This window comes from Sphingobacterium sp. UME9 (assembly GCF_014170215.1).
GTDB classification, from domain to species: domain Bacteria; phylum Bacteroidota; class Bacteroidia; order Sphingobacteriales; family Sphingobacteriaceae; genus Sphingobacterium; species Sphingobacterium paramultivorum.
The window spans coordinates 627,135-640,001 of record NZ_LZZP01000005.1 but is presented as its reverse complement, the minus strand read 5'-3'; the positions used below and the strand labels follow the sequence as shown (position 1 = coordinate 640,001).

17 protein-coding genes are annotated in these 12,867 nt (G+C 48.7%); all 17 read left to right on the top strand.

The window, feature by feature from the left end:
- The first annotated feature begins 348 nt into the window (after positions 1-348).
- The 17 genes from A9970_RS28670 (at position 349) to A9970_RS11155 (ending at position 12,867) form a co-directional block, all read left to right on the top strand.
- On the top strand, positions 349-471 hold the full coding sequence (locus A9970_RS28670; RefSeq protein WP_259655372.1) for a hypothetical protein: 123 nt from the start codon (positions 349-351) through the stop codon (positions 469-471).
- A gap of 295 nt (positions 472-766) precedes the next feature.
- Positions 767-1,042 carry a hypothetical protein gene (locus tag A9970_RS11230; RefSeq protein WP_182982332.1) on the top strand — a complete coding sequence of 92 codons (276 nt, stop codon included), beginning with the start codon at positions 767-769 and terminating at the stop codon, positions 1,040-1,042.
- Positions 1,043-1,071: 29 nt separating this feature from the next.
- Positions 1,072-1,905, top strand: a complete 834-nt coding sequence (locus tag A9970_RS11225) for a hypothetical protein (protein WP_182982331.1) — start codon at positions 1,072-1,074, stop codon at positions 1,903-1,905.
- 17 nt (positions 1,906-1,922) lie between these two features.
- Entirely contained in the window at positions 1,923-2,876 is a 954-nt protein-coding gene (locus A9970_RS11220) for a toprim domain-containing protein (RefSeq protein ID WP_182982330.1), read from the top strand.
- A 613-nt stretch (positions 2,877-3,489) separates the two neighbouring features.
- Positions 3,490-4,539, top strand: a complete 1,050-nt coding sequence (locus A9970_RS11215) for a DNA cytosine methyltransferase (RefSeq protein WP_182982329.1) — start codon at positions 3,490-3,492, stop codon at positions 4,537-4,539.
- A gap of 167 nt (positions 4,540-4,706) precedes the next feature.
- A complete protein-coding gene (locus A9970_RS11210) occupies positions 4,707-4,946 on the top strand; it encodes a plasmid mobilization relaxosome protein MobC (protein WP_182982328.1) in 240 nt (79 codons plus the stop codon).
- A complete protein-coding gene (locus A9970_RS11205) occupies positions 4,943-6,115 on the top strand; it encodes a relaxase/mobilization nuclease domain-containing protein (protein WP_182982327.1) in 1,173 nt (390 codons plus the stop codon). Before A9970_RS11210 ends, A9970_RS11205 begins: the two co-directional genes overlap by 4 nt.
- A 37-nt stretch (positions 6,116-6,152) precedes the next feature.
- The gene (locus A9970_RS11200) at positions 6,153-6,788 is read left to right on the top strand and encodes a ParA family protein (RefSeq protein ID WP_182982326.1); all 636 of its coding nucleotides are present in this window, start codon (positions 6,153-6,155) and stop codon (positions 6,786-6,788) included.
- A complete protein-coding gene (locus A9970_RS11195; protein ID WP_182982325.1) occupies positions 6,785-7,132 on the top strand; it encodes a hypothetical protein in 348 nt (115 codons plus the stop codon). Before A9970_RS11200 ends, A9970_RS11195 begins: the two co-directional genes overlap by 4 nt.
- Positions 7,129-7,449: a hypothetical protein gene (locus A9970_RS11190; RefSeq protein WP_182982324.1), complete on the top strand. Its 321-nt coding sequence runs from the start codon at positions 7,129-7,131 to the stop codon at positions 7,447-7,449. The genes A9970_RS11195 and A9970_RS11190 overlap by 4 nt, the downstream gene beginning before the upstream one ends.
- A gap of 7 nt (positions 7,450-7,456) precedes the next feature.
- Positions 7,457-7,762 (top strand): DUF4134 domain-containing protein, encoded by a 306-nt coding sequence (locus tag A9970_RS11185; RefSeq protein ID WP_182982323.1) that lies wholly within the window; start codon positions 7,457-7,459, stop codon positions 7,760-7,762.
- Positions 7,763-7,803: 41 nt separating this feature from the next.
- Positions 7,804-8,112: a DUF4134 domain-containing protein gene (locus tag A9970_RS11180; protein WP_028069947.1), complete on the top strand. Its 309-nt coding sequence runs from the start codon at positions 7,804-7,806 to the stop codon at positions 8,110-8,112.
- Positions 8,109-8,420 carry a DUF4133 domain-containing protein gene (locus A9970_RS11175; protein ID WP_182982322.1) on the top strand — a complete coding sequence of 104 codons (312 nt, stop codon included), beginning with the start codon at positions 8,109-8,111 and terminating at the stop codon, positions 8,418-8,420. The genes A9970_RS11180 and A9970_RS11175 overlap by 4 nt, the downstream gene beginning before the upstream one ends.
- Positions 8,392-10,881, top strand: coding sequence for a TraG family conjugative transposon ATPase (locus A9970_RS11170; protein ID WP_182982321.1), 2,490 nt, complete (start codon positions 8,392-8,394; stop codon positions 10,879-10,881). The genes A9970_RS11175 and A9970_RS11170 overlap by 29 nt, the downstream gene beginning before the upstream one ends.
- A complete protein-coding gene (locus A9970_RS11165; protein ID WP_182982320.1) occupies positions 10,878-11,540 on the top strand; it encodes a hypothetical protein in 663 nt (220 codons plus the stop codon). The genes A9970_RS11170 and A9970_RS11165 overlap by 4 nt, the downstream gene beginning before the upstream one ends.
- The gene (locus A9970_RS11160) at positions 11,537-12,196 is read left to right on the top strand and encodes a hypothetical protein (protein ID WP_182982319.1); all 660 of its coding nucleotides are present in this window, start codon (positions 11,537-11,539) and stop codon (positions 12,194-12,196) included. The genes A9970_RS11165 and A9970_RS11160 overlap by 4 nt, the downstream gene beginning before the upstream one ends.
- A complete protein-coding gene (locus tag A9970_RS11155; RefSeq protein ID WP_182982318.1) occupies positions 12,193-12,867 on the top strand; it encodes a hypothetical protein in 675 nt (224 codons plus the stop codon). Before A9970_RS11160 ends, A9970_RS11155 begins: the two co-directional genes overlap by 4 nt.

Here is a 12,867-nt window from a genome sequence, read left to right as displayed (position 1 = left end):
ACAAATTTTTCAATTCAAATGTGAAAGATGACGTTTCTATTTCTTAACGGCAGTAAGACAGGTTATATTACATTCTTTCCAATACCAAACCATTCCCAAATTGTCTCCACATTTCTACTGCTTTTCCAATCAATTTAGAACCTCTCCCCATAAAATACTCCACTTTTGAAAAATCCTAAAAACTAACTTTAAGACTGTTTAAATCCGCTTTTTAGCGCAAGGGTGAAACGTTTCTTTCACCCCCTTACACTGTTTTTGCGTTAGCCCGTTTTCGTGCTTTGTACCCGAATGGGAGAGTAAACCCATCGGGAAGAATGAAGTACATGGAACTGGCAACGCTGCTAAAAAATGCAGCCGACCAAGGAACAACAACCTACCGACACTTCCCAAATCTTTTTTGACAGATCGGAACTCGAAGCCGTTGCGGCTTCGAGCAATCAGATCACCAACCTGCCCGCAAGAGACAGGTAATCGCATCCGCTGCGATAGCGGAGCATGGACGGTCTTTGACATTGAGGAGTGAAGCATTATCCTGCGAGGAACAGGAAATTTTGCGAAAGTGAGGTAAGCCAATACTTGGCGATACCAATATGCTGAAAGCGCATTGGCAGGCAGTAGCCCGGTCCGTACGGACTGACGTGAGTAGCTCCGACAACTTATCCTAATCGGCAAGAGCGGATCATTTCGGGTTCGTTGCCCGTTGCCGGTTCCATCATGGGAAATCCCTTTTCCCCTTATCAGTAAACCATTAAACCCCAAAGAAGCTATGCACATATTATTGACACCTCTGCAATTGCAGACATTGCTTTCTTATGCCGCCGAAATGGGCGCAAAACTGGCCCTGTCCAAAACCGGCCATATCAGGCCGTACCTTAAAAAATCGGAGGCATTCAAACGGTACGGACGAAAGAATGTAGAGCATTGGATCGGTCTGGGACTCATCACGCCGCGAAAGGACGGCGACCACTCCGCCGCATGGCGAATCGACCGCATGGAGATCGAAGCCGTGAGCAAATCCCGCGAGGCTATGCGCTATTTATAATCCTATCCATCACATCAAAAACAATTCTTATGACATCTTATAAAAGCAACACACCATCCAACGAAACGCCCGACCTCGTAACCCTGCTCAAAACATTGGGGCATGAACCTGTATCGATCAACGGCGATGAATTTGGGTACGCCAGTGTGTTCGGAAAGCGAACCAATAACAAAATTGTCCTAACGGTCAATCAACAATTTAAAAGCTGGTTTGACAGCTCACTTGGCAAAGGTGGCAACCTCATGGATTTTGCCCGTACCTATTGGCCTGATCTATCTACCGAACGGATCGAAGAAAAACTTCGGGAGATACAGACCCAATCAGCTAAAAAAGATAGACCCTTGCGCAAACGCAAAGCAACCAAGATACCCGATTATCGTGTCGCCCGTTCTCGCCCATTGGGATACAACAATGAGGTTACCGATTTTCTGATGGAAAGCGGTCTTTGGGAACTCGCCGATCTGAACATCCGAGAAGTCCATTATTATGTAACCGATCAAAAGGGTAAGCGAAAGGACTTTTGTGCCGCAGGTTGGTTGAATGAAAACGGAGGCTGGGAAGTACGTGCCCAAAATTATACAGGCTGTATCGGCACAAAGGGAATGACCTTTAATTCGGGAAGCCGCTCCGTGCTTGCCATATTCCCCGAATATGTGGACTATCTGAAAAGACGGAATGACAAGCATCTACAATACGCATCGGTTCTGATATTGAACCATCCCGAATTTTTATCCGCAGCACTGAAACGTGCCAGCCATTTTGGAAAGGTACTGTTCTATGTCTATGGTACGAGGACCGGGTACCAATCAGCGAAAGAAGTATTCGCGGACAAACTACCACATACCGAAGTTATACCCCTTTAATTATCCAATCCCTGCTTATGTCAAAATATGTAAACGTGGACGACCTGCGGGAAATCCCAATTTCGGACTTTCTGGCCCGGCTCGGCCACCATCCGGTACGGAAAACGGGCAAGGAACTCTTTTACCACAGTATGCTAAGGGAAACCAAGCAAGATACGCCATCCCTTACCGTATGGGATGAGGGTGGAAAATGGATCGACCGAGGTGGCCCAAACTCGACAGGCATACAGGGCGGTAGTATCGTCCAGCTCGGCCTTGCCTACTGGCCCCAGCTCTCCTTTGTCGAGGTACTCAACAAAATAAAGGATACCTGCGATATTCAGGTGTCCATGATACCCGCCTACAAACCTGTCAAACCAACAACGGAACAAGAGCAGAAAGGATACACCTTTGAACTTGTACGAACACAGCCCGTCGGCAGAAACTTTGTCCTGACCAAATACCTCGAAGAACGTGGGATATTGGACGTTGCACATGGACACCTGCACGAAATCTATTACAGAAACCGCCCTGATAACGAAAATAAAAGCATTTTCTACGCCATTGGCTGGAAGAACGATCAAGACAATTGGGAGTTTACCAATGCCAAAGGCTTCAAGAGCAGTATCGGCAAGAAAGGTATATCCGTGATCCCCGGCAATCCAGACCATGCCGTTCTCTTTGAGGGGTATATGGACTATTTAAGTTGGCTCAAAGTAAACAGACCAAATCCTGCACCGACCGCCATTGTCCTAAACTCCATTGTCCAATTAAAGAATGCCATCGAGCGAGTGAAAGGCATACCCACCGTGGACGTGTATTTCGACAATGACGATCCCGGCCGCAATTGTACCCAAAGACTGATCGAAGCCGTACCACAGGCCAAAGACCGATCCGGTGTTTATGGGGAGTACAAAGATTACAACGATATGCTAAGGGCTGCCCTAAATGAGCAGGAATTACAGCACCAACGGGCAGGCCCCAAACGTTGATTTTTTTTGGGGTTGAAATCGGTTATTCAGCTATATAGATAACCGGATATAGGTATATACCGATAGCTATCTATATAGCCATCCCGATATACAGATATTCATATATTCCGATAGACAGCTATGCAGATAGCAATACATATAGATATACATATATCCCGATATAAGTATATCCAGATAGGTAGCGATATGGATATATATAGCCACATATCCATATATATAGATATTCAGATAACTACACATGCCGATATACAGCTATCCAAATAAACACCTATACCGATAGCTGTATATATGGATATATGCCCCATTTAAACGGAGTTTATCAATCGGTCATTCCCGAATCTATATGCGAAAAACACCCCCAAAACCCACTTTTTTGCCCCTTGCAGTATAACCCCTGTTTTTTGTTTTGTAGTGTGCAAGTTGTGTTTTTGTACGTACGGCTCTCGTACCTCGGCCGTACCCACAAAAACCAACTTGCCCCGGAACATCCCGGCTCCGATGGAGCGGGTCTGTACCAGGGTAGGAAAAAGGTCGCAACTCCCTTTTTCTCCTGCACAGCGTACCACATACGCCGATAACGGCAAAACATCCATAAACCTTTAAAACCATCACCATGCTAAGACACGGTAGCCTTTTTTCGGGCATCGGCGGTTTTGACATCGCCGCTTCATGGATGGGTTGGCGAAACGTTTTCTCGTGCGAGAAAGACCCATTCTGCCGAACCGTTCTCAAACACTATTGGCCAAATACAACACACTATGAAGACATCTACGATTTTCGGGCAGCTCACTATCGAGGACATATCGACGTCATCAGCGGAGGTTTTCCATGCCAACCGTTCAGTCAGGCCGGACGGAGAAAGGGGGCGAAAGATAACCGTTACCTCTTCCCGGAGACTATCCGAATTATTAAGGAAGCACGGCCGGAGTGGATTGTTCTTGAAAACGTTACTGGACTGTTCACCATTCTCGAACCCGATAGTCTTTCTGAAATGGAGATCAAAGCGGTTGAGCTTTTTTGTCAGGACAGTGAGCAACCTGCAACAAGTACCATTATCCGGCTCCAACGACGGGTTATCGGAAGCATCATTTCAGAAATCGGATCAGCAGGATATGTACTTCCGACACTTGAAGACGGCACACCAATCGTTTTGTGTATTCCGGCTGCTGCCGTTGGCGCTCCACACCAACGGGATCGGGTTTGGTTTGTTGCCCACGCCGACCGCCACCGAGATAAGCAATATAAAAACAACGATGGAACAGGCGCAGGACAGACGACGGCTAAAGGACAGGAAGAACGAACGGGGCAACGGCGGTCAGGTTTCCCTGACGGATTTTCTGGTGTACCATGCCCTGATCTCCCTATGGAGCCCGGCAGAGGAAATAGCCGAGAGGATGCCGAACGAAATACAGAAGCGTTTACTGAAAGTGCTGCCGACAGCGGAGCAGATCGATGGCACGACATTCCCCTATGGACGGGATGGCCAAGTGAACCCCCGTTTTGTGTCCGAGATGATGGGCTTTCCGAAAGACTGGACGGAATTACCTTTCCTGCGTGGCGGGCAGAAAGTATAAAAGCCTACGGCAACGCCATCGTTCCGCAGGTTGCCCTTGAAATCTTTAGGGCAATCCAGTCCGTCACCTTGAACCATCAAGTACCATGAAAAACAAAAAAGGAAACCGAAAACCCACAGCCCATGAACAGCGTACCCGACGCTTTGAGCTCCGGTTGAGCGAAGCGGAACGGGCGCAGTTTCTCGAACTTGAAAAAGCACTTGGCCTAAGCCGCGCGGACATCGTGCGTATCCGTGTGCTCCAACATTCCAAAAAGATGCTGGTCAATACCACCGAGATCATGAAACTGCTGGACGGTATCGGTACAGAGATCGGCCGATCCGGCAACAACATCAACCAATTGGCAAGGCATGCCAATACCCTGCAACAACAGGGAATGCTGCGCGCTGTCCTTATCCGTGACCTTGTCCCTTTGCTTACCGAATATGTCAGGTTGCAACGGGAATTGGAACAGTCCGTCCGGCAGCTCATTAGGCTTATAAGGGGGCAGACATGATCGTCAAGATACTTGACCCCTCAACCACGTTCAAAGGGGTGCGGTACAATACGAACAAAGTGGACAAGGACAAAGGCGAGCTGATGAAAGTATCGGGTTTCGGTGCCTTGCAGGCCCTGCAAAGTCTCCGCCCGGAAGATTACGTCAATTATCTGGAAGCCCAATCCGCAGCCAGTAAACGGACGAAGTACCCACAGCTCCACGCCGTCATTTCCTGCAAAGGACGTTCCCATAACAAGCAACAACTTACAGCCATCGCCGAACAATGGCTGAAAGGAATGGGCTACGGCGAACAGCCTTATTTGTTGGTATTCCACAAGGACACGGCGAACAACCATATCCATGTCGTGTCTACACGTGTAGACCGGGACGGCAAAAAGATAAACGACAGCTTCGAGAAAATCCGTGCCTACGAGATACTGAACCGTATTGTCGGCGTGGATGAAAAACAGGAGGTCGATAAGAACATCGAAAAAGCGTTGAGCTATGGTTTCTCCACACGGGCGCAATTCATGATGATACTTGAAGCGCAAGGATATTCCCTTAAACTTTCCGATGGGGTATATCAGATCAGCCGTTACGGCAAAAGACAAGGCGCGGTCTCATTGGAACAGGTGGACGCCAAAATCGGCACATTCAGTAAAGACATCGGTCGGCTGGCACAGCTCCGCGCGGTCTTTGCCAAGTACCGTGGCCAGTACGATCCGGCGGTCGTACATGTTACGACCCCGCTTCCCGGTAGTAGATCGTCCGCCCCATCGGGCTACACGTCCGCAATGGCGCAGATGCTATCGGACAAATTCGGGGTACAGATCATATTCCACGGTAAGGACGGAAAACCGCCATACGGTTATACCGTCATCGACCATTCGAGGAAAATGGTCTACAAGGGCAAAGACCTCATGCCGTTGGCAGAATTTATCGCACCATCGCAGGACACCCCTGAAATATCGGCCAAAGCAGAAACTAAAGTGGACAGAGCTGAACAAAACGAAAAGGAACAGAAATCGCCGTCCGAAGAAACAGCCATCTATACCGATCATGTACAGGGAACATCCGAGCAATGGATACCCAATATCCAGATCGACATTTCGGACGACATCGACGACGAGGCAATCCACGGACGTAACCGGAGACGTAAGCGTAAAGCCCGCACAAATACCCGCTGACATCACTTTACCAACATCACCATTAAACCCATGCACTATGCTCATACTTATAGGAAACCAAAAAGGCGGGGCCGGAAAAAGTACGCTCACCCTGCTGCTCGCCAACTACCTGACCCAACAACAGGAACGGCGGGTTACGGTGCTCGATATGGACTATCAGCAATCACTTTCCGCCAAAGCGGAGAAAGCTAAGATTTTGGAAAATGAACCGCTGTACGAAATCGTACCCGCAGACCTTAGCCATTTTCCGGCAATGCAACGGAAGCTGGGAAAATCACGTAACGAAATCGTACTGATAGACCTGCCGGGCAAGATGGACGACGATGGGCTGATCCCCATATTTGCCGCCGCCGATGCGGTGATCTGTCCGTTTGCCTTTGACGAATTTTCGGTGGACTCCACATTGCTGTTTGCAATGGTCATCGGCAGGATCAACAAGCGGGCGCCCCTGATTTTCGTGCCGAACCGTATCAAAAACACCGTCAAGTACGAAACACGGACGGAAGTCGAAAATGTCCTGCGCGGTTTCGGCACGGTCGCACCCGGTCTGCCAGACCGTATCGACTTCCAACGGGTAAATACATTCCAGACACCGATCATCCTATATCCCGTTATCCTGCCGCTCTTAGACCTGATCTATGAACAGTACATTGCTAAGGAGGAACCATTATGAGCGGAATAAAAAGCCTTGCCGACGAGCTTCGGGATTCCATGCGGAAAGGGAAACCGCCACAGTCAAATGAAATCCCCCCGGCAGAACCACCAAAGGACACGCCAAAGAAAAAAACGGAAACGCTGGAACGCCTGTTTGAAAGTATCCAGAACCATGAACTGACCGGACGTGAACGGTTACTGATCCGTCTGGACGACAAAACCCTTTTTCTGCTCAAACAACTGAAAGTTGCCAAAGGTATCGACATGACCAAGATCATATCTTACAGCCTGCACCAATTCCTAAAAACCCATCCCGAACTCACCCGATACATCAAAGAACACATTAAAACCCTTGATCTATGAACTGGACACAATTCCTGCTCGGCGTTATCGCCATCTATGGCATTTACTATGCCCTAAACGTACTGTATGACCTGTTTATCCACCGCTGCGCTCCACGGGCGGCCGATGGAGGAAACGAATTGACATTTGATGAAGATTCCCCACCCGAAAGGGTTATCCCCGAACCATCCAAAAGAGAAAACGAACCTATGGTAACCGAGGGGAAACCCGTTATCTCGTCCGGCCCCCTACAATCCACGGGAGGCATAAACCTAAAGCAGCTCGTATCGCTCGTACAGAACGACGTTATCGAGTACACCAAAACCATCCCTTATTAAATCCATTATGCGACCAATCCGCTTTTTGGCAGTATTCCTTACTGTCATTTTTTTTGCCCTGTACACAACCGCCCAGCCCGGTCTTGCCGAATTTAGGGAAGTACGCAAGGAAGTCAATACGTGGTATTACAACTTCTCTGACCTTGCCTTTGTCATCGGCGCCGTGTGCGGGCTGCTCGGCGGTTTGCGGGTGTACAGCAACTGGCAGTCCGGCAAGCATCACATCGATGCACAGGTCATGGGATGGTTCTTTTCCTGCCTTTTCCTATCGCTCGTCGGCGCCGCACTAAAGGCCCTGTTCGGGGTAAACTAACAATCCAATCATTTTTTATTCACTTTTTATCCATTATTTCTATGACAGTAAACACTAAAAAACTGTTTGCAATGGCCGCGCTTTGCCTTTCCGCGGCCCAATCAACGTTCGCGCAAGGTGGTACAGTTGGTATCGATGCCGCCACATCATCATTGACCAGCTACGTAGACCCCATTTCGACGCTCATTCTGGCCATCGGCGCGGTCGTCGGGCTCATTGGGGGAATACGGGTGTACATCAAGTGGAACAGCGGAGATCAGGACATCAACAAGGAACTGATGTCGTGGGGAGGTTCCTGCCTTTTCTTGGTACTCGTGTCGGTGGTCATCAAAGCGTTTTTCGGCGTATGACACACGGGCGTTATCCAATCTATAAGGGGCTGCAAAAGCCCCTTATTTACCGCGGTTTCAAGGGCAAGTTTATCTATTGGGGCATAGGTTCGCTTATCGGTGGTCTGGCCATCGGTGGACTTATCGGCGCACTGACCAACCTGATCCTGGGCGGCTTTGCCACCCTTGCCCTGATGGGTGCAGGACTTGCCTATACATTCATGAAACAGGGTAACGGTCTCCATGACAAAACCCGCCACCGAGGCGTATTTATCCACCCCGTCCATTTATCCATCAGTTATGAAAACAGAAAGAAAGACAGCCTTTGAAATGCCCTATGTGGGTATCGACCATTATCAGGGCATGTCCATACTGTACGGCGACCGTGGCGATTTTTCAGTCGTGATGCGACTTACCAATCCCGTCTTACAGTATGGCGCCGATCCCGAAGCCTATACCGCTTTCCAACAGGTATTGCTTAACGTCATCAAGATACTTGGAGAGGGGCATATCATCCAAAAGCACGACGTATTCATCAAACGGAAATACCAGCCCAAACCCGCAACCGAGTTTTTGGAACAGAAATACCAAGAACATTTCAAGGGTCGGGAATATACCGAGATCAGAACCTACCTGACCGTTACCCGTCTGGTCAAAAAAGGGGCATTCTACACCTATGACAAAAAGATACTGGCCACTTTCGGGCAGAACATGGCGAAAGTATTTGACCTGCTTTCCGGCACCGCACTTAACCCCGCATACCTTACCGAAGCGGAAATAAACCGTTTTGTAAACAGGGTGCTCGCCGTGGAGTTTGAACAGCCACACATCACGTTGGACAATCTCCGGTGTGCAGACCGCGAGTTGCGGATCGGTGACCGGGCCGTACGCTGTATCAGCATGGTCAACACCGATTCGGTTGACCTGCCCGAAAAAGTCGGCACGTTTACGGCCAAAAATGAAACGAACGGGATGCGTGATTTTCCAGTGGACAACCTGTTTTTCCTGCACAATGTTCCGGGTTATCGCACCATTATCTATAACCAGCTATTGGAAATACCCAGCCAACAGATCGCGCTTGGCAAACTTGAAGTAAAACGTAAAAGGCATTCGAGCGTACCCGATCCGGCAAACCTCATGTGCGTGGAGGACATCGACCGTTTACTGGTGGACGTGGCACGTGACAACCAGCTGTTGGTAAATGCGCACTATTCCATGATCGTATGTGCCGATACGGACAAGATCGACAAAACGGCCAATTTTATCGAAGCCGCCCTGTTCCAACAGGGGATCATTCCATCACGCAATGCTTACAACCAATTGGAACTGTTCCGGTGTGCTTTGCCGGGCGTCGGCGTGGAACTGAAAAAGTACGATTGGTTCCTGACGACGGCCAATGCCGCCCTCTGTTTCTTTTTCAAGGAACGGTTGCCGACCGACGAACCATCGGAGTTTCTGCTAAGGTTTACCGACCGTCAAGGGGTGCCCGTGGCGCTGGACCCATCGGATTTGGTTATGAGGACAGGCCGTATAAAAAATCGAAATCGCTTCGTGTTAGGGAGCAGTGGCACGGGTAAGAGTTATGCCATAAATGCGATCGTCCAACAGTACCTGCAATACAACATGGACGTGGTGATCGTGGACGTGGGGCATTCCTATTCCGGTCTTTGCAGTACATACGGAGGAAAGTACATCACCTATTCGGAGCAAAAACCCATCACGATGAACCCCTTTGCGATCAGCGAGGAAGAATACAACATCGAGAAAAAGGATTTTTTGATAACGTTGATCTGCCTGCTCTGGAAAGGTTCCGAGGGTACGGTAGCCACCGTCGAGCGTGACGTAATTTCCAATGTCATTTCAGCCTATTACGCCCATCATTTCGATAAGGCTATCGAAGACCGTGTAGACAGGTTGGACTTCAATTCCTTTTATGAATTTGCCATTCAGAAAATCCCCGATATAAGGAACGAAGAAAGCATCGCTTTTGACGTGGAGGAATTTCGGTTTGTATTAAAGAAGTTTTACAGAGGGGGTGAATACGAAGCGATACTGAACGAAGATGCCGACCAATCACTGTTCAACGAACGGTTCATAGTCTATGAAATTGACAACATACAGAATAACAAGACGCTCCTGCCAATCGTAACGCTGATTATAATGGATCTGTTCGTGCAAAAGATGCGCCACCGGAAGAACCGCCGGAAAACACTGATCTTGGAGGAAGCATGGCGGGCCATTTCCTCGCCAATGATGGCAAATTTCCTTTTATACCTGAACAAGACCGTACGGAAGTTCTGGGGGGAAATCATCGAGGTAACACAGGAAATCAATGACATCATCGGCAATCCCATTATCAAGGACAGCATCATAAACAATTCGGATACCATCATCCTACTGCAACAGAACGAAGCCGATTTTAGAAAGGTCGCCGAATTGCTCTCCATCACCGAAGCCGAACAGAAAAAGATTTTCACGATAAACCGCCTTGAAAACAAAGAGGGGCGTGCCCGTTTCAACGAATTTTATATCCGTCGGGGAAATGTCGGGGAAGTTTACGGCGTGGAGGTCAGCATTTACCACCATTTGGCGTTCACGACCGAAAAACCCGAAAAAAGCGCCGTGGAGATTTACGCCAAACATCATGGCAGCTACCCAAAAGCCCTAACGGCGTTCGTGTCCGACATGGAAAAGAGCGGTCTTTTATTGGGCGATTTTGTGCAAAGGGTAAACGAGAACAACGCACCCGTTGAAACACAAAGAGAATATTTTAAACCTGATTTTACATGAAGCGAATTATTGCAATAACGATCCTGTCCCTTGCTGTTTTCTACGCAAGGGGACAGATTTACATTGACCCCGCCGTGGCAGCCGCGACGGGTGTCCATGCCGGAGTGATGAACAGCCAGCTCAATAACGTGAACGACAATCTCACGCTTATCCAACGTGGACAAATGGCCGTCACGGGACAGCTCCTGATCGTGAACGATTTGCAGGACAAGATTTACAAAGGATTGAGCGAGGTCTCCGGCGTTGTCCGTTCCCTGCTCACCGTAAAGGACATTGCCAGCATTTCCCTTGACATCGTTAACGACGTAGAAAAGGCAATGAACATCGCAAGAGGAAATCCGGCACTCCTGCTATTTGCCGAAGCGGGCGCACGGGAATTTAAGACACGGGCGACGAACCTGTCTGCCGAGGTCAGCGCATTTGTACTGAAAGGTGGAAAGGATAACCTGATGGATGCAGGCGAACGGGCAAAACTACTCAACCGGATACGTACCGAATTGACCATCCTGCGAGGCGTGGCCTTTGGGATGCACAGAAGTATGTATTGGGCGAAACAGCGCGGTATCCTTAACTCCCTTAATCCATACGCAGGTTTTATCAATATCGACAAACAGATTGCCGATGACATTATCCGTAATTCAAAATTGCTCAAACGATGAGATACTTTATCCTGACCCTCTTGCTTTTGGTCATCGCTTTGACCAGAGCAAATGCACAGCTCAACGTGGAACTGCTCCACCAATTGGTCGAACACAGCAAAGATGAATACGACCGTCAGATCACCGCAAGAAACAGACAGGCCATTACCTCGGCCAACGAGGAAGTAAACCGAGAAGAAACGGCAAAGCTCAAAACCCGCTATCGGCAGTTGCACAGCCGTTTTCAGGTTTTGGGAACAGCATTGCAGGGGCTTAGTATGGGGCTTGAATCTGCGCCAATTGTCACCGAGATCATAAACCAACAAAAAAGGATTATAGGTATCGTTTCCACACACCCCGAATTTCTTTTGCTTGCCATCGATGCAGAAAAAGATATGGCAGAAAAAGCCGTGCAGCTCGCACGCTACCTGACCGGACTTTTTATCAGTATCGGTGACCTTAACCAGATGAAAGCAAGCGACAGGAGAATACTTTACGGACACGTCCTGCAGGAGCTTCGGAAGATCGCAGGAGCATCACGGGGGCTTGCAGCTACGCTGTACTATTCGACACGAAAAAAACTGCTCGACTCCCTCAATCCGTTTTCCGGTTATATCAATGAGGACAAGCGTATTGTCGATAATATTTTAAGGCAATTGGAGGAATTTAAGCCATGAAAACACAACTCATAATCCTGCTGTTTATCTGTCTTTCAAAGATGACTTTCGCCCAAAGCTATGTGACGATAGTCTATGATGCCAAGCACCTTGCCATCGTAAACGAGAACGGTGCGGTCAGGTTGGTTTCCGAACAGGCCCATAACAATATGCTCGGCAACATCCGCGGACGGATCGACAATATTAACGTCAACCTTTCTTCCGTGGTGCTGGTGCAGAACATGATCCACCGATCATTGACCGAAGTGGATCGGGCATTGAAATCCGGCCGTTCCGCGCTCCATATTTCAAGGCTTGTTCAGGACATCGCCAACCACAGCACCAAAATGCTCGAAACTGCCAAAGGTGAACCGTGGTTACTGCTCTTTGCCGAGGACGTCGCCCGCCAGCTCAAAGACAGGGGCATAAACCTTGCCGCCGAAGTCTCCGAGTTTGTTCTACAAGAGGGAAAAAACGTGCTGATGGACTACGAAAAAAGAGACCACCTCATGCGCAAGATCATTCTGGAACTGAAAGTAATCCGGGCATTGGTATTCAGCATGGAGAGGTCAATGTATTACGCAAAGATCAACGGCGTACTGAAAATGGCGAACCCATACCGAAACTTTATCAACATGGACAAACGCAAAGCGGACGAGATCATACGGAACTATTATCTACTAAAGGACTAA

Coding starts and splice junctions, on each gene's coding strand:
- A9970_RS11205 (WP_182982327.1), top strand. CDS start 4,943: ATGATCGTCAAGATACTTGACCCCTCAACCACGTTCAAAGGGGTGCGG.
- A9970_RS11165 (WP_182982320.1), top strand. CDS start 10,878: ATGAAGCGAATTATTGCAATAACGATCCTGTCCCTTGCTGTTTTCTAC.
- A9970_RS11180 (WP_028069947.1), top strand. CDS start 7,804: ATGACAGTAAACACTAAAAAACTGTTTGCAATGGCCGCGCTTTGCCTT.
- A9970_RS11185 (WP_182982323.1), top strand. CDS start 7,457: ATGCGACCAATCCGCTTTTTGGCAGTATTCCTTACTGTCATTTTTTTT.
- A9970_RS28670 (WP_259655372.1), top strand. CDS start 349: ATGCAGCCGACCAAGGAACAACAACCTACCGACACTTCCCAAATCTTT.
- A9970_RS11195 (WP_182982325.1), top strand. CDS start 6,785: ATGAGCGGAATAAAAAGCCTTGCCGACGAGCTTCGGGATTCCATGCGG.
- A9970_RS11170 (WP_182982321.1), top strand. CDS start 8,392: ATGAAAACAGAAAGAAAGACAGCCTTTGAAATGCCCTATGTGGGTATC.
- A9970_RS11210 (WP_182982328.1), top strand. CDS start 4,707: ATGCTGGTCAATACCACCGAGATCATGAAACTGCTGGACGGTATCGGT.
- A9970_RS11160 (WP_182982319.1), top strand. CDS start 11,537: ATGAGATACTTTATCCTGACCCTCTTGCTTTTGGTCATCGCTTTGACC.
- A9970_RS11230 (WP_182982332.1), top strand. CDS start 767: ATGCACATATTATTGACACCTCTGCAATTGCAGACATTGCTTTCTTAT.
- A9970_RS11220 (WP_182982330.1), top strand. CDS start 1,923: ATGTCAAAATATGTAAACGTGGACGACCTGCGGGAAATCCCAATTTCG.
- A9970_RS11190 (WP_182982324.1), top strand. CDS start 7,129: ATGAACTGGACACAATTCCTGCTCGGCGTTATCGCCATCTATGGCATT.
- A9970_RS11200 (WP_182982326.1), top strand. CDS start 6,153: ATGCTCATACTTATAGGAAACCAAAAAGGCGGGGCCGGAAAAAGTACG.
- A9970_RS11225 (WP_182982331.1), top strand. CDS start 1,072: ATGACATCTTATAAAAGCAACACACCATCCAACGAAACGCCCGACCTC.
- A9970_RS11155 (WP_182982318.1), top strand. CDS start 12,193: ATGAAAACACAACTCATAATCCTGCTGTTTATCTGTCTTTCAAAGATG.
- A9970_RS11175 (WP_182982322.1), top strand. CDS start 8,109: ATGACACACGGGCGTTATCCAATCTATAAGGGGCTGCAAAAGCCCCTT.
- A9970_RS11215 (WP_182982329.1), top strand. CDS start 3,490: ATGCTAAGACACGGTAGCCTTTTTTCGGGCATCGGCGGTTTTGACATC.